The organism is Streptomyces sp. 150FB, from assembly GCF_000818195.1.
In the GTDB taxonomy this organism is placed as follows: Bacteria; Actinomycetota; Actinomycetes; order Streptomycetales; family Streptomycetaceae; genus Streptomyces.
In genome coordinates, this window is sequence record NZ_JTHL01000001.1 from 5541380 (window position 1) to 5562243 (window position 20864).

At 67.5% G+C, this 20864-nt stretch carries 11 protein-coding genes; 4 read left to right on the plus strand and 7 right to left on the minus strand.

The features are described from left to right. The 3 genes from QR77_RS23795 to QR77_RS23805 all read right to left on the minus strand — a co-directional run. A partial coding sequence (locus tag QR77_RS23795; protein WP_150130430.1) for a type I polyketide synthase occupies positions 1-3083 on the minus strand: 3083 nt, incomplete at its 3' end. Between the two features lie 61 nt (positions 3084-3144). Further along, complete coding sequence (locus QR77_RS23800) at positions 3145-4989, minus strand: acyl-CoA dehydrogenase (protein WP_040024160.1); 1845 nt, start codon at positions 4987-4989, stop codon at positions 3145-3147. A gap of 267 nt (positions 4990-5256) precedes the next feature. Then, positions 5257-5748 (minus strand): FAD-dependent oxidoreductase, encoded by a 492-nt coding sequence (locus tag QR77_RS23805; RefSeq protein WP_078877861.1) that lies wholly within the window; start codon positions 5746-5748, stop codon positions 5257-5259. 249 nt (positions 5749-5997) lie between these two features. Here QR77_RS23805 and lpdA point away from each other — a divergent pair, with 249 nt between their 5' ends. The 3 genes from lpdA (at position 5998) to QR77_RS23820 (ending at position 13783) form a co-directional block, all read left to right on the plus strand. Then, positions 5998-7398, plus strand: coding sequence for a dihydrolipoyl dehydrogenase (gene lpdA, locus QR77_RS23810; RefSeq protein ID WP_040024162.1), 1401 nt, complete (start codon positions 5998-6000; stop codon positions 7396-7398). A gap of 542 nt (positions 7399-7940) precedes the next feature. After that, the gene (locus QR77_RS23815; RefSeq protein ID WP_150130431.1) at positions 7941-12599 is read left to right on the plus strand and encodes a DUF6531 domain-containing protein; all 4659 of its coding nucleotides are present in this window, start codon (positions 7941-7943) and stop codon (positions 12597-12599) included. A gap of 167 nt (positions 12600-12766) precedes the next feature. Further along, positions 12767-13783 (plus strand): hypothetical protein, encoded by a 1017-nt coding sequence (locus QR77_RS23820; RefSeq protein ID WP_040024166.1) that lies wholly within the window; start codon positions 12767-12769, stop codon positions 13781-13783. Between the two features lie 423 nt (positions 13784-14206). Here the strand turns inward: QR77_RS23820 and QR77_RS43945 are convergent, their stop codons facing one another. The 4 genes from QR77_RS43945 to QR77_RS23840 all read right to left on the minus strand — a co-directional run bounded on the left by QR77_RS43945 (position 14207) and on the right by QR77_RS23840 (position 19139). Continuing rightward, positions 14207-15223 (minus strand): RNA polymerase sigma factor, encoded by a 1017-nt coding sequence (locus QR77_RS43945; protein ID WP_160310948.1) that lies wholly within the window; start codon positions 15221-15223, stop codon positions 14207-14209. A gap of 606 nt (positions 15224-15829) precedes the next feature. Next, the gene (locus tag QR77_RS23830; RefSeq protein WP_040024168.1) at positions 15830-16507 is read right to left on the minus strand and encodes a hypothetical protein; all 678 of its coding nucleotides are present in this window, start codon (positions 16505-16507) and stop codon (positions 15830-15832) included. An 89-nt stretch (positions 16508-16596) separates the two neighbouring features. Next, complete coding sequence (locus QR77_RS23835) at positions 16597-18681, minus strand: hypothetical protein (RefSeq protein ID WP_150130432.1); 2085 nt, start codon at positions 18679-18681, stop codon at positions 16597-16599. A 2-nt stretch (positions 18682-18683) separates the two neighbouring features. Then, entirely contained in the window at positions 18684-19139 is a 456-nt protein-coding gene (locus tag QR77_RS23840) for a hypothetical protein (RefSeq protein WP_040024171.1), read from the minus strand. 427 nt (positions 19140-19566) lie between these two features. Between QR77_RS23840 and QR77_RS23845 the strand changes: the two genes are divergently transcribed. Further along, positions 19567-20727 carry a hypothetical protein gene (locus QR77_RS23845; RefSeq protein WP_040024172.1) on the plus strand — a complete coding sequence of 387 codons (1161 nt, stop codon included), beginning with the start codon at positions 19567-19569 and terminating at the stop codon, positions 20725-20727. Positions 20728-20864: the final 137 nt, after the last annotated feature.

Below are 20864 nucleotides of genomic sequence, written 5' to 3' on the forward strand. Positions count from 1 at the left end.
AAGATCACCGTGCTCGCCAGCCGCAGCCCGGTCACACCGTTCAGCCGGTTCCGCAGCTCCACCGCCATCATCGAATCGAAGCCCAGCTCACGGAACGAAGCCTCGACCTCGACGTCCTGGGGCTCGGCCGCGCCGAGCACGATGCCGACGTGGAGACGGACCAGGTCCAGCGCCGCGCCCTGGCTCGCGCTCTCGGTGAGCGCGGCCCACTGCTCGCGCAGCGGGATCTCCCGCGTACCGGGGTCGTTCTCGACAGTCTCCGCGGGGTCGGCCGCGCGTGCGGCGGAGACCACCGGCTCGGTCCTGGCCTCCGGCGCGTCCAGCCAGAACCGGCGGCGCTGGAAGGCGTACGTGGGCAGCGCGACCCGCCTGGCGCCGGAGCCCGCGAAGGCCGCCGACCAGTCGGCGTCGACGCCGTGCACCGAGGCCTCGGCCAGTGCGGTGAGCATGCGGTCGAGCCCGCCCTCGCCGCGTCGCAGGGAGCCGACCACGAGCGCCGTGCCGTCGGAGTCCTCGACGGTCTCCTGGATGCCGGCCGCGAGGATGGGATGCGGGCTGACCTCGATGAACGTTGCGTGGCCCGCCTGCGCGAGCGCCCGTACGGCCGGCTCGAACCCGACCGTACGCCGGGAGTTGCGGTACCAGTACTCGGCGTCGAGTTCCGTGGTGTCGAGCCACCGGCCCTCGACCGTGGAGTAGAACGGCACTCGCGCGGAGGTGGGCGTCACGGTGCCCAGCCGGTCGAGCAGCGGCTCGCGGATCCGCTCCACGTGCGCCGAGTGCCCGGCGCAGTCGATGGGCAGCAGGCGTACGCGGATGTTCTCGCTCTCGCACCGGGCGATCAACTCGTGAAGCGCCGGTACGTCACCGGAGACGGTGACGGCACGCGGGCCGTTGACGGCAGCGATCGACAGCCGGTCAGCCCACGGCGCGAGCAGCCGCTCCACCTCGGTGGCGGGCAGGGCGACGGAGGCCATCCCGCCGGTCCCGGCGAGCAGGGCGAACGCCTGGCTGCGCAGCGCGACCACGCGCGCCGCCTCCTCCAGCGACAGCGCGCCGGCCACGTGCGCGGCGGCGATCTCGCCCTGCGAGTGGCCCACAACGGCGCCCGGTTCGACGCCGTACGACCGCCACAGTCCCGCGAGCGAGACCATCACCGCGAACAGAACCGGGTGCACCACGTCGAGCCGGTCGAGGGACAGCTCGGGGGAGCTCTCGCTGCCGCCGCGCAGCACATGCGTGAGCGACCAGGGCACATGCGGTGCGAGTGCCTGCTCGCAGCGGCGGATGTGCTCGGCGAACAGCGGTGAGGTGTCCATGAGTTCGACGGCCATGCCGACCCACTGCGACCCCTGGCCGGGGAAGACGAAGACCGGGCGGCCCGCCGTGCGGGAGGCCACGCCCTCGATGAGTCCGACGGCGGGGCGCCCCGCCGCCAGGGCCGTCAGACGGGTACGGAAGTCCTCGGCCGTGTTGCCCAGCAGGACGGCGCGGTGCGGGAAGGCGGTACGGGTGGTGGCCAGCGAGTGGCCGACGTCGACGGGGGACACCTCGTCGTCCGGCCGGGCGAGCAGTGCCTCGGCCTGGCCGCGCAGGGCGCCCTCGGTCCTGGCCGAGATCACCCACGGCACGGGACCGGACAGAGCGGGCTCCGGACGGTCCGCTTCGGCGGCGGCGTCGGCGGCGGCGCGCCAGTCCTCCAGTACGACATGGCAGTTGGTGCCGCCGACGCCGAAGGAGCTGACGCCGGCGACCAGCGGGCGGTCGTCGCGTGGCCAGGGGCCGTTCTCCGTACGTACCTTCAGCCGCAGCTCCGCCAGCGGGATCGCCGGGTTGGGCGTGGCGAAGTGCAGGCTCGGGGGGAGTTCGCGCTGCTTGATCGCGAGCGCGGTCTTGATGAGACCGGCGATGCCGGCCGCGCCCTCCAGGTGGCCGATGTTGGTCTTGACCGACCCGACCAGCAGCGGATCCTCGTCCGTACGGGCCGTGCCGAGCACCTCGCCGAGCGCGGCGGCCTCGATCGGGTCGCCGACCCGCGTGCCGGTGCCGTGCAGTTCGACGTACTGCACGTCCTCGGGGCGCACGCCGGCGTTCTCGTAGGCGTGGCGCAGGAGTTCGGCCTGGGCTTCGCGGCTGGGGGTGGTGAGGCTGTCGCCGCCGCCGTCGTTGTTGATCGCACTGCCGCGGATCACGCAGTGGATCCGGTCGCCGTCGGCCACCGCGTCGGACAGGCGCTTGAGCAGGACGAGGCCGCCGCCCTCGCCGCGCACGATGCCGTTGGCCCGGCTGTCGAAGGTGAAGCACCGGCCGTCCGGCGACAGGGCGCCGAACTCCGCGACGCTGGCGGCGCTTTCGGGTACGAGGTCCAGGTTGACGCCACCCGCGATGGCGAGGCTGGACTCACCGCCGCGCAGGCTCGCGCAGGCCAGGTGGACGGCGGTGAGCGAGGACGACTGACCGCTGTCCACGGTCAGGCTCGGGCCGCGCAGACCCAGCACGTACGACAGGCGGTTGGCGATGATGCCGCGCTGGAGGCCGGTCATGGTGTGCTGGGTGATGCCGGCGATGCCCCGGCGGTGCGCCAGCGTCGCGTAGTCGTCCCAGATCGCGCCGACGAAGATGCCCACAGCCGTGCCGCGCAGGGTGTCCGGCAGGATGCCGGCGTCCTCCAGCGCCTCCCAGCCGAGTTCCAGGGCCAGCCGCTGCTGCGGGTCCATGGCGACGGCCTCCCGCGGGGAGATGCCGAAGAAGGCGGGGTCGAACTGGTCGGCCCCGTCCAGGAAGCCGCCCCACCGGGCCCCGGCCCGGCCGGGTCCGTACGTCTCCTGGCCCTCCTGGCCCTCCCCGCCCTCCTGGCCTTCCTGGCTCTCCTGGTCCGCCTGGTCCGCCTGGCCGGTGTACTCCCGCGCGTCCCAGCGGTCCGCGGGTACTTCTTTGACGGCGTCGACACCGTCGCGCAGCAGCCGGGCGAACGCGTCGGGGGCGGCCGCGAGGGGCAGCCGGCAGGCCATGCCTATGACAGCGACGGCGTCGGCGGGGATCTCGGACGTGGGCCGGACGTGGGCCTGGGAGGAATTTCGCATAGTGCCGCAAACCTTCCGAGCAGGGCAGGTTCAAGAGAGGTGGAGCGGGTGCCTGTCCCGGTTACACGGGGTCGGCGAACTCGGCCTTGGTGAAGGCGGTCGCGTAGTCGGCGTGCGCGATCGGCGCGCCGACCAGGTCGTACGGCACGTCCAACGCGTCCGCCAGCTCCAGGGCGTGCGGGGCCAGGTCCGCGCAGACCTCGTTGAGGAGGGTCGGCAGGGCGCTGGCCTCGTCGGCGGTGAGCAGGCCCTCGGCGAGGTACCAGCCGCTGTGCGCGGAGATCTCGCCCAGCAGATGCAGGGAGCACACGTCGCGGGCGAGGCGCCGCGCTTTGGCGTCGGGCAGCGCGCCGGTCTCGGCGATGACGAGGTCCACCAGCAGACGCAGGGCGTGGGCCTCGGCCATCTGCTCGGCCAGCTCGAAGCGGTCGTTCCAGACGTCGAACTCGCCGAGTCCCTCGGCCCTGGCCGCGCCGAGTTCGGCCACCAGCCGTTCGTGCAGCCGCCGTTCCCTGGCGCCGGTCAGCGCCTGCCACAGGGCCGGGTCCCGCAGGTCACGCGGGTCCTGCTCCTGCGTGGCGGACGGTTCGTCGGCGGCCGGCGCGTCGGCGGGCGGCGTGTAGTCCAGGCCGAGGGCCAGGGTCCAGGCCGCGTTGAGGTAGAGGACCTGGGTGCTCAGCCCGGCCGCGTTGAAGGCGTGGGCCAGCCCCTGATAGTCCAGGAAGCGGTTCTGCGGACTGAAGCCGAGGACGCCCGACGCGGCGCGAGAGGCCGAGGTGACGCGCTCGGCGAGCTGGTCGATCACGGCCTTCAGGGTGAAGAGCGTACGGATCTCGCCGGCGCCGCGCCCGACCGGCTCGGGGCCGGAGACCGACTTCGCCGCCATCGCGGCCAGGTAGGCGGCGGACAGGGCACCGAACAGCGTGCGCTGCTGGTTGCGGTAGCGGATCACCGGCATGGGGTCGGCGAATCCCGCGAACGTGCCGTTGGTGTACCGCGTATGGGCGTGCCGGACGGCGACGGCGGCGCTGGCCCGGGTGACGGCGGCCAGACCGACGGCGGCCACCTCCCACACGTACCGGATCAGCCGGGAGGCCTGCCGGGAGCGCATCGCGGGGTTGCTCAGGGCGTCGGTGAATGCGCCGTCCGCGTCGATGGAGGCGGAGTCCCGCAGCCAGTAGCGGTGCGGAAGGCGCACGCCCTGGAAGGAGACCGTCGCCCAGTCGAGGGGGAGGATCGCCGCCGAGTCCTGCGGTTCGATCACCACGCCCGGGTACGGGCCCGCGGCGTCCCTGAGCGGTACGACGAAGCAGAACAGCCCGCGGTCCTGCTCGGCGACGACGAGCTTGGCGGTGACGATGCCGACCCGGGCCACGCCCGGACACCCCACGCTCGGCGGGTACTTGACGGCTTCCGGTCCGGGCGTGGTCAGCACGAACTCGCGGGTGGCCGGGTCGTAGACCGCTTCGGTGCGTACGGCGGCGTTGCTGTTGCCGTGGCCCAGTTCGGTCATCAGCAGGGCGCCCACCACGTCCGTGGACGCGAGCTGCGCGAGGACGTCGCCGAGGTCGTCCCGGTCGGCGCCGAACTCCAGTATCGAGCCGACGGTGGTGCAGTGGTGCAGGAAGAAGGCGTAGAAGAGGGACGGATCGGCGAGGGCGACCCATTCCAGCAGCGGGAAGAGCAGGCCCCGCTGCTGAAGGAGGGGTGTGCCGGTCTCCACGTGGTCGTTGATGTGCCGGAGCCGCTGGTAGGTGAGCGCGTAGCGGTCCTGGTCGGCCAGGCCGGACGGCCTGGCGAAGAGGTCCGGCGAGAAGATCCCCTCCAAGTGCGGCAGCGTCTCCCGGTAGGAGTCGCCGTGCACCAGCGAGGACAGGGCGTCGCGAAGTGAGTCGCCTGATTCCATGGTGTTGTTCCCCGTTGCGTATTCGTTGTCGCGTATGCGTGGTCGGTGGCTGAGAGGGCCGCGCACGCGGGTGAATACGCAGTCGCGCGCACGGCGGATCGGGATCAGGGCATGGATGGCGCCCGCGGTGGTCGAATGCGGGCGTCCCAGCGGGCTGCCCGGGCGGCTGTGACCGGGCGGCGAGGCTGGCGGTGTGAGAGGTGGTGGGAGAGGTGGGACGGAGATGGAACGGGTTCCGCCCCGCGAAGTGATCAGTCGTGGAAGTGATCAGTCGTGCGCGTGCAGGGGCTTCCCTGTGAGCGCCGGATGGGCTTGGCCCATGCTCTTGGTCCGAGTGGGACATGCGTGGATCGGCTGAGCCGTCTCGTCCGGCGACGCGTCGCCTTCCGCGAAGCCGGCGGCTTCACCTTCCGCGAAGCCGGCGGCTTCACCGCCAAGACCGGCCGAAAGCGGTCGACGTCCCATGCCCAGCTCGATGTTGACGCCTCGTCGGCGAATGGCTCGTTCGAGCTGCCGTGAGGAGTCCTCGTCCTCCATGGGCACCAGGTGCGGCAGTGCCTCGACGATGGTCACCGCGCCCGTGTGCGGCGGGGCCTCGGTCGGAATACAGCCCTGGTGCGGGCAGGTGTCCCGTAGCTCCGTCTTCTCGGCCGGCGCCACAGAAAGGCCCTGACCGGCGGCGCGGAGAGCGGCCGCGTACCCGCCCGATCCGCCCCCGCGGATCAATAAGTCGTACGAATTCCCCGTATGGTTGAACACGCCCCTCGTCCCCCTAACGTGCCGCTCCGTTACCACCCGCGACCTTTTGAGTCACGATGCGTTCAGATTCCGTCACAGCGAAACAATGTCTATCACGCTAGCGGAGGGGTCGGTTCACGAACGGGCGTGTCCAATATCACACTGGGTCAGCCGGTGGAGGCCGGAAGCCCAATCTGGCCAACTATGGGCGGTCAAAGCCCGGTTCGGCGGCTTGCGCGGGGCCCCCGGTCGGACGAAGATCGAGGCTTTGTGAGCCAACATTTTGATGTCCTCGTTCTGGGAGCGGGCCCCGGCGGCTACACCGCGGCGATCCGCAGCACGCAACTCGGTCTCTCCGCCGCGGTGGTCGAGGAGCGGTATTGGGGAGGCATCTGCCTCAACGTCGGCTGCATCCCCTCAAAGGCCTTGTTGCGCAACGCCGAGATGGTGCAGTTCGTCACGAACGAAGCCAAGGCGTACGGGATCTCGGTGGGCGATGAGGTCTCCGCGGACTACGGGCCCGCCTACCAGCGCAGCCGCAAGGTCGCCGACGGCCGGGTCAGGGGCGTTCACTACCTGATGAAGAAGAACGCCATCACCCAGTTCGACGGGCGCGGCGCCTTCACCGGCGACCACAGCCTGGAGGTGACGTACCCGGACGGCCGCACCGAGACGCTGACCTTCGGTCACTGCATCATCGCGACCGGCGCGACTCCCCGGCTGCTCCCCGGCACCGCCCTGTCGGAGCGCGTGGTCACCTACGAGAGCCAGATCCTCAGCGAGACGCTGCCGGGCAGCATCGTCATCGCCGGCGCGGGCGCGATCGGCGTGGAGTTCGCCTACGTACTGCGCAGCTACGGCGTCGAGGTGACCATCGTGGAATTCCTCGACCGCATGGTCCCGCTGGAGGACGAGGAGATCTCCAAGGAACTGCTCAAGCACTACCGCAAGCTCGGCATCGAGGTCCTCACCGGCACCGCGGTCGAAAGCATCGACGACTCCGGCCCGCGTGTCCACGTGACCGTCAACAAGGGCGGCGAGCGCCGGACGCTGGAGACGGACAAGGTCCTCCAGGCCATCGGCTTCGCCCCGAACGTCCAGGCTTACGGCCTGGAGAACACCGGAGTCGCCCTCACCGAGCGCGGCGCCATCGACGTCGACGGACGGTGCCGCACCAATGTGCCGCACATCTTCGCGATCGGGGACGTCACGGCCAAGCTGATGCTGGCGCATGCCGCGGAGGCCATGGGCATCGTGGCCGCGGAAACCATCGCCGACGTGGAAACCATGGAGTTGAACTACACCATGATCCCGCGGGCCACCTTCTGCCAGCCGCAGGTGGCCAGCTTCGGCTGGACGGAGGCCCAGGCGCGCGACAAGGGATTCGACGTCAAGGTGGTCAAGTTCCCCTTCGCCGCCAACGGCAAGGCGCAGGGCCTGGGACATCCGGCCGGCTTCGTCAAGATCATCAGCGACGGCACCCACGGCGAACTGCTCGGCGCACACCTCATCGGCCCCGAGGTCACCGAACTCCTCCCGGAACTGACGCTGGCCCAGCAGTGGGACCTGACCGTCCACGAGATCGCCCGTAACGTCCACGCACACCCCACACTCGGCGAGGCGGTCAAGGAGGCCATCCACGGCTTGGCCGGCCACATGATCAACATGTAGCCGAACGAGGACGAGCCGTACGCTCATCCGCGCGTCCACCCCAGAACCCGGAACCCAGAACCCGGAACCCAGAACCCAGAACCCGGAACGGCGCACAGCCGGGGGCCAAGTCCCCGGTTGTGCCCTTCAATGTGCCCGGGCGGCGTCCCGGGCATTCGGGCACAACTCATGAACGGCCTTTACGAAAACCAGGCCGCGACCGCGAAAACCCCCTGTCAGGGCCACACCAAACAGTACGGCTGATGCCCGCCTCGTGCAGTCGGTGACTGAAGTCCTGCCATTCGTGCGGCGATTGAAGGCGGTGGGCTGCTGACCTGGGGCTGACCTGGGGCTTCGTGGCGGGAATGTATGCCGAACGGAGCGTTCTCCTGGTTCATGACACCCCTGGATGCGAGACTCTGGTTACGCAGAATTGGCATGAACGCGCCGACGCATGACGGGGGTTGGGGATTGTGGCTGTCACGGTGCCGGATTGGGCTGACACTCTGCTGGATTTGATCGGGGTGTCGTGGCCGAACGTGGATGAGGACGCCTATCGGGACATGGCGGATTCGTTGCGGGAGTTCGCTGATGACATGGAGGACGACGGTCATCTGGCGAACGGGCATGTGCAGCGGCTTCTTTCGTCGGGTCAGGGTGAGGCGCTGGATGCGCTGGAGCGGCACTGGGGGAAGGTGAAGGACAAGCACATCAAGGACATCGCGTCGGCGGCGCGGACCATCGCGGGGGCGTTGGACATCGCCGCGGGTGTGATTGAGGGGATGAAGGGTGCCGCGCTGGTTCAGCTCGGTTATCTGGCGACGGAGGCGGGGATTTCGCTGTCGCTGATTCCGGTGACCGGTGGGCTGTCGATGCTGTTCGGTGCGGGGGCGATGCGGGCGACTCAGGAGGTCGTCAAGCGGCTGATCAAGGAGGCCGCCGAGGAGGCGGTGGGGTATGTCGTCTCGGCGATGACGGAGCCGGCGGTGTCGGCGCTGGAGAATCTCGCGGCTGATCTGGTGGTGCAGGTGGCGGCCGATGCCGCGGGGTTGCAGGACGGGGTGGACCTCGGGCAGGCGAAGAAGGCGGGCACGGACGGTTTCAAGGAGGGGGTGCAGGGGTCGAAGGACTCCCTGCGTCTGGCCTCGGCGGGCGGCGGCGGTGGGGGTGGTGCCGGTGGCGGAGCCGGGCCCGGTAAGAACGTGCATATCGAGCATGCGGAGCATGACCGGGCTTCGACCCGGATCAATGGTGTGAGTGTCAATATCCGTGGCAGGACGACCGGGAAGCTGACGAAGGCCAAGTCGCATCACAACCGTACGCGGGGGCGGGACAGTATCGCGGGTGCGATTGATCCGGTTGCCGACAAGGCGGTGGCGGCTCTGGAGAAGGCCGTGAAGGCCATGGGGGATCACGTCGGTGAGACCCTGCCCAAGGCGGTCAAGAGGATCTCGACGGAGCACAAGAAGACGGATGACGACATCCGTGACGGCCTGGACAAGATACGCACGCCCGACAAGGGCAAGCAGGAGCGCGGTGACGGTCCGCGCGGCAAGGAGCGCGACACGCGCACGCAGCCGGACTCCGTCTCGAACGTCAAGGACGACGCCCGGCGCAACAGCGTCTCCCTGGAGAAGACGGTCTGCAAGAACGATCCCGTGGACGTCGCCACCGGCGAGATGCTGCTGTCGCAGACCGACCTCTCCCTGCCCGGCGTGCTCCCACTCGTCCTGCGCCGCACCCACGCCTCCGAGTACCGCTACGGCCGCTGGTTCGGGCGCAGTTGGGCATCGACCCTCGACGAGCGCATCGAGCTCGAGCCGGTCGGGGCCGGCGCGATCTGGCTGCGCGACGACGGTTCTCTCCTGGTCTACCCGCGGCTGCCTGTACCCGGCGGCGAGCCGGTTCTCCCTGTCGAGGGCGACCGGCTGCCGCTCGTCCACGGCGGGCAGGACGGGGACAGGACCACGTACCGCGTTGTCGACCCGCACAGCGGGCTCGCCCGCGAGTTCACCGGCAGCCCGTACCGCACCTCGCCGGCCTTCTGGCTCAGCGAGTTGAGCGACCGCAACGACAACAGTGTCAGCTTCGCCCGCCGCCCCGACGGCGCGCCGATCGCGGTGCGACACACCGGCGGCTACACGGTCCAGCTCACCGCGGACGTCTCCCGTGTCACCTCGCTCGCCCTGCGCGCCCCCGAAGGCCCGGTCACCCACCTCACCTACGGCTACGACGCGCTCGGCAACTTGACCGACCTGGGCAACGCGGCCGGTCTCCCGATGCGCTTCACGTACGACGCGGACGCCCGCATCACCTCCTGGACCGACCGCAACCTGTCGACTTTCCAGTACGTGTACGACGTCGAAGGGCGCGTCATACGCACCGTCGGCCCCGACGGCTTCCTGTCGTCCACCTTCGCGTACGGAGTCCACCCCGGGACCGGGCAGCGCGTCACCCGCTACACCGACTCCACCGGTGCCACCAGCGTCCTCCAGCTCAACGACCACCTCCAAGTCGTCGCGGAGACAGACCCGTTGGGCAACACGACCGTCCACACCTGGGACGCCCACGACCGCCCCCTCACCCGGACCGATCCGCTCGGCAACACCACTGAGCTGACATGGGAGGGGACGGGCAACCTCGCCGCCGTCCGCTTCCCGGACGGCACATCGGCCTCGGCCCGCTACGACGAACTCAACCTGCCGGTCGAGGTAACGGACGTGGCCGGTGCCGTATGGCGGCAGACCTTCGACGAGCTGGGCAACTGCACCAGCACGACATCCCCCGACGGTGCCGTCACGCGCTTCACCCACGACCGGACGGGAGCGGTGGCGAGCATCACGGACGCGCTGGGCTCCGTCGTCCATGTCCGCGCCGACCGGGCCGGACTGCCCGTAGAGATAACCGACGCCCGCTCCTCGATCACCCGGGTCGAGCGGGACCACCAGGGCCGTCCCACGCGCATCCACGACGCCACCGGCGGCACCGAGCATTTCGAGTGGGACGTCGACGACCAACTGCTCACGCGTACGGCGACCGACGGCAGTCGCGAGTCATGGAGCTGGGACGGCGAAGGCAATTGCCTCGCACACACCGACACGCAGGGCGGTGTGACGACCACCGAGTACGGCCCCTTCGACAAGCCGATCGCGCGCACCACCGCCGACGGGGCCCGCTACGAGATGCGCTACGACACCGAACTTCGCCTTCTCCACGTGACCAACCCCCTCGACCAGGTCTGGAACTACACCTACGGCCCGGACGGACGGCTCCGCGCCGAGACCGACTTCGACGGCAGAGCGACCAGTTACACCTACGACAGCGCCGGACGCCTGACCGCGCGCGAAGCGTCGTCCGGCCGGAGCTTCAGCTATGCCTGGGACCCGATGGACCGTCTGATCGCCCAGCGGAACGGCGACATGGTGACCAGGTACAGCTACAGCCCCGGCGGGCATCTCGTCGGCGCCGCCTCCCCGACCTCCACCATCGGCATCGAACGCGACGCGGTGGGCAGGCCGGTGACGGAGACGGTCGACGGACGCACCACCCGCTACACCTACGACCTCCTCGGCCGCCGTACCTCCCGTACGACTCCTACCGGCGCGACGACTCGTCTCACCTACGGCGAGGTGGGCGATCTGGTGTCCCTGGTCACGGACGGGCATGCCATCTCCTTCGCCCACGACGTCCTCGGACGCGAACTGTCCAGATCCTGGGGCACCGCAGGCGCACCCGTACTCCTCGCCACCGAATGGGACACGCGCGGACGCCCGTCCGCCCGCTCCCTGAGCGTCGGCGGTACGGCCGTGCGGTCGCAGGAGTACGGATACCGGGCCGACGACTACCCCACCTCGATATCCGATGTGAGTCCAGGAACCCGCCGCGAGAAGCACATCTCGCTGGACCCGGTCGGCAGGCCCCTGGCGGTGTCGGCGAGCGGCTGGTCGGAGAGTTACACGTACGACCTGGCGGGCAACCAGAGTTCGGCCGACTGGCCCCCAACGAGCGGCCGCGCCGACGCCCGCGGTGACCGCACGTACGACGGCGGACAGCTTGTGTCGGCGGGGTCCGTCCAGTACGAGTACGACCCCGCCGGCCGGGTCGTGTTACGTCGCCGTACGAGGCTCTCGCGGAAACCGGACATCTGGCGCTACGCCTACGACGCCGAGGACCGCCTCGTCTCCTGCACCACCCCCGACGGCGCCCAGTGGCGCTACACCTACGACCCGCTGGGGCGGCGCACGGCCAAGTTCCGGATGGCGCCGGACGGCCGGACCGCCGTCGAGACCGTCCACTTCACGTGGGACGGCAACCGATTGGCCGAGCAGCACGACTCCGCCACCGGCACCGTCCTCACCTGGGAGTACGAGGGACACCGCCCGGTCTCCCAGTACGAACGCAAGGCGCTGGACGCCGAGGTGGTCGACGCGCGGTTCTTCGCCATCGTCAGCGACCTCGTCGGCACCCCCACCGAACTCGTCTCCGACACCGGCGACATGGCCTGGCGCGCCCGCTCCACCTGCTGGGGAACCACGGCCTGGAACACGGGAGCCACCGCCTACACGCCCCTGCGGTTCCCGGGTCAGTACGCGGACCCCGAAACCGGACTGCACTACAACCTCTTCCGCCACTACGACCCCGAAACCGCCCGCTATACGGCCCCCGACCCGCTGGGTCTCGCTCCGGCGCCCAACCCGTCGACGTACGTGATCAACCCATGGGTCTGGGCCGACCCACTCGGCCTGGCGCCCAAGGCCTGCAAGATGGACGCCTACGACTGGGAGGGCAGCATCCGCTACGGCCGGCTCGACCACCTGGGCCGGCCGACCGGAGTCCACGCGCAGCTCCGCCCCGAGATACTGGCGGCGAGAGAAGGCACAGCGGCGGGCAAGCTCCGGCCCCCGGGCTGGCACGGAAACGGTGACCTCTTCAACGAAGCCCGTGGCCACCTGCTCGCCGACAGGCTGGGCGGCAAAGGTGCCGGGCGCCTCGCTTACCACAACCTTGTGACACAGACTCAGAATCCGACCAACTCGCCCGACCAGCGGGACCAGGTCGAGCAGAAGATCTTTGACGCGGTGGACGCCGGTGAAATTGTGCAGTACAACATCAAACCGATCTACGAGGGTTCGAACCCGATCCCCATCAGACTGGAATTCTCAGCCTTCGGGAATCACGGTTTCACCTTCACCCACAGTCTGGACAATCCAGCGGCGGCGTGAGAACCGCCGTGCGGCAACCATGCCGAACAGCGACCGGGGGGTCGAGCCGGCCGCCGCGCAACTCTTCGCACGTGATGTTCCGGCGCGGACGATGGACCTCGCATCCCGGCGGCCGACATGAGAACCGCGGTGTAGCATCCGCGCCGAACAGCCATTGGAGGTCGAGCATGACCCGCACCACGCCCGAGCGGCCGGTCGATGTCGAGGCACTCTTCCCCGAACTCGGCCTATACCGTCGTACCGGCACGCGCCTGCATCCCCGGCAGGGCAGTCCGAAGGCTCAGGAGTCCTCTGTGGCAGGGCCGTTCCTGTGGCCGGAGACCGAGGCGTGGCCGGTCTGCACGGCCGTACACGAGAAGGGGCGCGGGCACAGGCTGTCCGACGTACGGCTGCGCCGCCGGATTCTCGACGAGGCATGGCGGCGTGATCCCCGCAGCGGCCCGACCGACGAGGAACGCGAAACGCTCGCCGGCCTCGAGCCAGGCCTCCACGCCCCGGAACTGCGGGACACCGACCCCATCCCGCTGCTGGCTGCGGCGCAGCTCTTCGCCGGGGACATTCCGGACCTGACCGGACCGGAAGGCTGCGACCTGCTCCAGGTCTTCTGGTGCCCCTTCGAGGTCCACGGCCCGGAACGGACGATGGATGTGGTCCTGAAATGGCGCCGTTCGCAGGACGTGCGGAACGTCCTCACGCGCTTTCCCGAGCCGGTTGTCGTGGGCCGGAGGGAATGCGTTCCCGACCCCTGTGTGCTCGACCCGGAACAAGTGGTCGAGCACGAGTACGTCGGGCTGCTGAGCGGCGAGTTGCAGGAGAGGATCGATGCCTGGGAGGAAGGCCTCCTGGACGCGGCGGAGGACGCCGAAGATGATGAGAGCGAAATCACCTATCAGGGCGACCTGTCGATTCCACCGGGCTGGAAGGTCGGCGGTTTCGCATCTTGGCACCTCACCGATCCGGCCCGGATCGATTGCTCCTGCGGCACCCCGATGCGCCCCCTGCTGACCGTGAGCAGCGGTGAGTGGGACGGCAGTTCGAAGAGCTGGGTCCCGCTGGAGGACCGGGACAGGATGCGCGCGAGGAGGGTGAACGATCCGACAGGCGTATACGTAGGCCGGGGCCTGCTGCGCATCTTCACCTGCCCAACAGACCCGACACACCCCCACCGCCTCAGCTTCCAGTGACCCTCTCGCTTCCGGACGACCTGGTGCCGAGGGATGTGCGATTGGGACGTGTCGGAAAACCAGCCGGCCAGTAGAAGGCCGACAGACGGTAACCGGCGACCGGCGCCTTCGACCTCGTAGGAGGACGGCCAGCCCGCCGGCGAGGACGCATCAGCGTCCCCCACCGAAACCCCTGTGCCCTCAATGTGCCCCGGCGGCCCGACGGCCGGGTACCGCACCGAAAAGGGCGAGGCCCGAAGACCTCGCCGGCCACCGGAGAAACCCCAGGTCAGGGCCACACCAAGCAGTACGGCTGGTGCCCCGCCTCGTGCAGTCTGTGGCTGAAGTCCTGCCATTCGTGCAGCGATTGAAAGAGGCAGGGCCCGGACCTGGGGTTTCTCGACGATATGGAGGCTGACCAGGGAAAACTTGTCTCCCCAGTTCTCACCGATCTACGTCGTTTCCCATGCTCATGTGCCCTGGATGTGCCCTCGGCTCCACATGAGTGTGTAGCTCTCTCGTTTCGGGGAGGCGCGTTCGTGTACGCACAACTCCCCCGTACTCAGGAAGGTCATCTTCAAGCACTGCCGTTCGCCGCTGCGACTTTCGAAAGACTGAGCTGTTGTATCGGAGATCCCTGAATGATTCCCGTATCCGGCCCACGACGGGGCGCGGTGCGAATGTTCCCCCCTCTTTGATGGCCTCTCGGCGGCGTGTCCATAACCTGAACGCCCAGCGGACCAGGCCGGAGACGAGGAGGCAACCTACAGCCACATAGATCCATGTCGAGGCTGACGGAGCCTGCGGCAGGGGGTCTTGCGGGCTGTCTGCTGGGGGTTGCACCCTCTTGAGGAGACGACTCCCCGCCAGGGAGAGCGCCACGAAACCCACCACCAGCAGCGTAGCCAGACAAATCTGGAGCGCTGCCACTGCGCGCACGACATGGGTGGCGACCGTTCCCGGCCTTTTTTTCATGGCCTCGGCCGTCTCGGCGTGTGTGTACCCCAACGCCTTGGTTGCCCATACGGCGGTCCGCTGCTGTGTGGGCAAGTCCGACAAGGCTCTGTACACAGTCACACGATTGGCGACCAGGTCGCTGAAGTCCGCTACGCGCACGTCTGCCGACTGCGCCTCGCAGGCAGGCACGGCGGCCAGGATTGTGCGCCGTCGGTTTTGACGGCTTGCGGTCCGTACGTCGCTGCGTATAACAGCATAGAGATAAGCACGAAGATCGCGGATCTGTTCAGGGGCGCGCAGAACCTTGGCAAATGCGGTGTGGACCACGTCCTCAGCGGACAGCGTGGACTCCGGCAGTTGCTCCTCGGCTAGGAGTCGGCGTGCAAGCCCCTGCATCTCACCAATATGCTCCCTGTACAGAGATCCCAGGGCTTCAATCGCCAGGGTCTCGGGTCTTTCAGGCACGACTCTGCCTCCGCTTGCCGAACTGCTGCCCACTGCCATCGTCATCTCCTTGCCCGCGCTGGGCCCGAATCAGAGCCGCTCTCGCCTGCACCCGATTGCGGTAGGACACGCTGTCCACCCACGCCTTCAGACTTGGAGCCAGAATGACGACGATGGACAGCACCGCGCTCGCAATCTCCACAGAACACCTCCTCGTAGTTGGCGGCCTTCCGCCCCGTGGTCCAGGGCTGAGGCTGTACACATCTGAAGAGGCATGGGAGGCCTGATCTCATGACAAGGGCGAAGAATCTTTTCTACTTGATCACGGCTGGGGTCCCGACACGCGGAGCTGGGGGTGGGTCCAGGCCTGGTGCACAAGAGACGAGATAGCCCCCTTCTGGATCAAGGATTTACCCTGCTCCAGGGCGGTCTTGCAGCGACGGCATCACCCAAGACTTCTAGTCCTCGGGCGAGACGTGGCCGGAGCGTCGGTAGGGCAGTTCGTCGGGGCGGAGGCAAACGCGGGCGTTTCGCCAGGCGGCGTCGAAGGTGAGATTGCCATTGCTGCATCGGGCTAGCTTCCAGGCTGTCCAGCTGGTGCGAGGCGCCAGCAGCCAGCGCAGCACAGTGGTCGTCACCGAGCTCTGAGTGCGGTAGACCGCGTGGTCACGTGGACTCCCTTGGGTTCTGGGGACACTGGCCGTTGAGCAAGGTCGTGGCGCGTGCAGCGTGCAAGGGTCGTTGAGCCTGGCTCATGCCGCCGGCGAGGAGGGTGACGAGCATCCTCTTCTGCTCAGGAGCGTCGAACGTGCTGAGGAAGTCGCGCACCACTTCGATGAGGGCGTATTCGACAGGTTCTTGCCGGCCTGGGTGGTGCTCGCTGAACGCCTTTGAGATGAGATCCACGGAATCTTTGTCGGGTAGCTTGTCCCAATTGCCAGTGGCTTCCAGCCAATGCGCGAGTACAGCGGCTGGTTCGGCTAGGCCGGTAATGAGGGCCTGCTGACGCTGGGCGCGCAGAGTTTCCTTGACAGCTTGGTCGCGCTGAGCCCCGAGGAGTGTGTTCACGGCAGCTTGATCGGCCAAGGACAGCGTGAGAGTGAGTAACTGGCTCTGGTAACCGATGGGCGGTTCGGTCGGTAGATCTCGGGGGGTGCGCACGTGGCGGGCACAGAGGTCGCGTGCTGAAGCGAGGTCAGTCGGGTCACAGCTCCGTGCAACGTCCTTAGCGACGTCGCGGAGGGTGGCGCGGACAGAGTCGATGATGTCGTCGGCGGTAATTGGGTGAGGGAACGGGGACGTGACCGCAGCCTTGATGGTGCCGGTGAAGGCGATGCCGTGCACGTTGCTTGGAAGGCGAACCTCGAACGAGGAGAGGCCGCGCCGTAGGGCCCTTCGGTCGCGGCGGCGCGACACCCAGTGGCGTGGCACGGTCACCTCGGTACGTGAGTGGGGGTGTGGGACAGCGGAGAGGGCAGCCGCAGTCGCATGCGGAGGTCGATGACCGACTGGTCGTACCCAATGCCAGGCTCCCCGTAGACGAGGGCGGCGATAGGGGTTGTCAGCAGGTGCTGCTCGATTACGTCGTTGAGGAGGTCGACCATCAGCTCCTGAGGGACCTGTTGGTCTGCCCAGGCCCGAGCCCAGCCGATCAACAGGTCACGGCTCTCGGCTGTGACGGCAGGATTGCTGAGGGCCGTGCGCCATCCCGCGATCAGCTTCTGCCTGACCTCAGCGTCCCGTTCTGCAGCGGCCATCATTACTTTAAGGACGTATGGATTGTCGCGAGGGTCGAGTAAGGCCAGGAAGGCACGGCTCGCCGCGAGTCCACGTCCTTCATCAGGCCACTTGACGACCGACTTCCAGACACGGGCCAGGAGACCGGGACGTGCCGCGATGTCCCGGATGGCGTCTTCAGCCGCCTCCACAGCCGCATCCCGCGTAGGTCGGCCCAGCACCCAACGGAGGCGGATCAGAGCTTGGTAGGTGTAGTGCTCGGCGAAGTCGCTCCGACAGACGAAGGTGACGACCGTTGTCACGGCGGTTGAGGCTTCCTGCGCCCAGTCCAACAGGAGGCCGCGCACTTGGGTGCCGAGGGTGTCAGCGTGTGCGGCGGTGGTCAGCACTCGGCCGATCAACTGCTGGTGTTCGGAGCTGGCCTCGCCGTTATCGATCCAGTAGTAGATCTTCTTGATGACCCGAATATCGTTTTCCGCGATAGCGAGCTGGACCAGTAGATCGCTAATCCTCTCTAGACGTGCTGCACCTGGATGTTTAGGCCCTGTGACTGAGTCGATCCAATTCAGCAACGGCTCGTGGATGTCGGCACGTTGGCGCCAGAGATGGTTCAGCACCGCTTGGGCGTATCCAGGTTTCTCGTCGATGTCGATGTATCGCCCCTGAACCCGGACCTTGACCCGGTTGTACCGTGCGGTCAGATCGGGGCCAGTCAGGATGTCTCGCATTGTCCGCTGCCCTTTCTCGCCCAACAGGGTTCTCGACGCATCCTGCACGGTTAGCGCGTCGTCCCCGCTGAGGAAGAGCGCGGCAATGAGCAGCGCACGGTCGTCAGCGTCGTCCTTGGTGTTTTCGAAGATTTCCTCGACCAGCTTCTCCCACTTCTGGAAGGCCGCCTGCGCCTGGGCGATGCCGTCGACGGACGCTTCAGCGCGGGCGAGCAGGCCGGCCAAGCGGACGGCCTCCGCCGGACTCATGGCATCTTTCACCAGATGGGAGGCGGCCCCGTCCAGTTCGGAGCTATCCCGCGCGTCTGGGTTTAGCCATCGCGCCCGATCCGGCATGTCGTACATCCACTGCAGGTGCGCTGCCGCGACTCTCTGGGGCGATGGGCGGCGAGTGGCTCGTACCAACACGTCCGCCAGCGCGCCGGATGCGTCTGCAGGCCAGCCGTGTGTGTCCGTGACCAGAACGAGAAAAGAGCCCTTCGTCCGCAGTCGCTCCGCGTGACGAACCAGCGAGGTCGCCACGTTGGCGGGGTTCTGCCAGGTACCGATCTCCGCGGTGATGTCCAGCAGATAACCGTGACCGGGTGCCGCCGGAAGCAGGGAGACATCCGGCACCTTCATGTCATCCCAGTCGGGCTGGATCTGCTGCAGCTTCGGTTCCTGCGCACCAAGAGGCACACCCGTGAGCGATCGGGACGCTTCCCATAAAGCCTTGAGCGCAGCGGCCCGCTTCCCGAAGCCTTGCGGACCAGCGATCACGGCGAGTGCGGGCCCCTCGCCGACAAGCAGGCTGGCAGCCTCCTCCGCCGTGGTTACCTCTTGGGCCGCCGCATCGCTGTGTACCCAGGCCCGCCGCACCGCCCTCAGTTCGGCGTCTGGGATGTCTTCAACGGGAAGAGGCGGTTTCCCGCCCGTGATCACGTCACCTGCGGCCACCACGATGGAAGAGTTTTCGTTGTCCTTCACCAAGATACTGACGCGATCGGTCGCCACAGCTGGCAGGTCGGGAGGAAATGAGGAGATGGGCGGAACGGAGTTTTTCGTGTTATCCATGCTCAGCCCCTGTGCCCCGGGCGCTCCGGCGCCTGATATGTGAAACTGCCGCCGGCGGTGCTGATGGAACCGCCTGAGAGGATCACCTGGCTGTTGCTGTTGTTTTCGGCCACCAGCGTTGCTGAGGTCGCTTCTTCCTGGCTGCCTGCACGCTTTATCAGTTTCTGAAGATTTTCTGTCGCCTCGGGGTGCTTCTGCAGAAAGGCGGCAAGTTGGATGAGCAACTCCTGCCGCAATTGTTGCTCCATGTCAGCACGCTCAGTCGCCGAGCTGTTTACGAGCCTCTGCCTCGCAGCGTCCAGCAGACCCAGCTCAACGTCTGCGGTCTCATCACCGCCGCACCGGAATAGCTGCGCCATGGCACCGCGCAGTGATTCCCACGCGCTCTTGACCATCTCGGCTACCAGCACTGTGGCCCCACTGCCAGCTACCTGCATGACGTCGAGCGCGCCGCTCATCAATGCCTCCCTCGTGGCTGTAATCGTGATCACTCAGGGTGCAGGGTGAACTTGTTAAGCAACAACCGGAATTACTAACTTCAACCTAAAATGACCGAAGATGATTGATCTGTGTAAATATACTGCGGATGTAAGGTGCTTTTCTTCTTGGTGCTGCCTGTCCGGAAACCGCAGATCTTGGCGCGAGTTGGATCGAGCTTCGACTCGGAAAACCGGCGAGTGCAGCAAGTGCATCGTCGACGCAGCCGTTGGCCTTGTCGGCAACGCCGACGACGTGGCCGGTGATGGACAAGCCGCTCCCGCGAAAGTCTCATGCGAGGTGGAGTCCGACGCTTAGTTAGGGCGCCCTAATCCGCCTCCTGTAGCCCACCACACAGCAGCGTAAACAGATGGAAGTGCTCGGCTGGGCAACCTACGATCGTTGGCCATGGTCGTATATAAGAACCGGAGTCGGACGGATGCGTCTCCGAAGCGAGCGGCGGAGACAGACGCCGAGTTTTTCGAGCGGATCGCCGGTCCGTTCTGGGACCAGGTTCGGGACGTAATCAACGAGTGGTGGTCGCATCTCCCGCACCACGCTCAGCCCGTCGCGCTCAGTCGGCTGCTGGATCGCAACTCCGACACGAATGTCTCCTCCGCGCTGTGGGAGCTGTATCTGCACGAAATGCTGCTCGGCTCCGGTTGCACCGTGGAGATCGAGCGTCGAATAGGTACCCGTGGCAAGAACCCTGACTTCCTAGTCGCATGCGACGGCCAACAGTTCGTTGTCGAGGCAATCTGGACGGCCCAGCGCTTGGGTGACGCCGTGACCAACCCGCTCCCGCCTCAGCTGACTGATGCCATCGATGGCGTGCCGAGCCCAAACTTCTTCGTGTCGTGCAAGCTTGATAGGGCCGGTACGGCAACGCCGCCGCAGAAGCGGCTGAAGGCTGAGCTGACTCGGTGGCTCGCGAGCCTGGACCCCGACCAAGTCACCGCCGAGTACGAGCGCGCTGTGCCACTGCCAAGGCATACCTGGCAGGAGGCCGGCTGGCACATCACGTTCGAGGCGCTCCCCCGTAGCCCCGGCAAGCGAGGCGATCCAACGAGCAGGACAATCGGCATCTACCCCGCGATAAGTTGGATCGAAAACGGGTCAGATCGGGTGCTCGATGCGGTTAAGAGGAAGGGTGGGAAGTACGGAGATCTAGCGCTACCGTTCATCGTGGCGGTTGGTCATGCGGCCTTGTTCCCCGAAGATGAGGACACCGAGACTGCGCTCTACGGGACCTCGGTGGAGCATGCTCACGCCACCACACCGACTTTCGGCCGACGGCCCGACGGCTACTGGACTGCCACCTACGACCACGCCCACGACCGGGTCAGCGGCGTACTCATTGTCGACAACCCAGCACCCTGGACCTGGACGAAGAACATCCCTGTCCTCTGGCAAAGCCCCGACTCCAGCTCGCTCCCAGCCCCCGTCCTTCCTACCTGGGCAACAGCACAACTGGTCGACGTCCAAGTCGAATACCAGCCGGCGGCTTGCCCTGCCCACACCGCCCTCGGTCTGCCGGAGCACTGGCCGGTCGGCGAAGCCTTCCCCTGACCTCGCCAGAGCAGCTCAGGCTGCTTGCAGCGGCGCCACCAGCCTGGCCTTCTTGGCCTTGCAGCAGAGCGTACGCATGGCGACTGCCAGTCGGGGGGCGTTGTACGCAGAGTTCCTGCGATCGCCAGAGCGCCTCG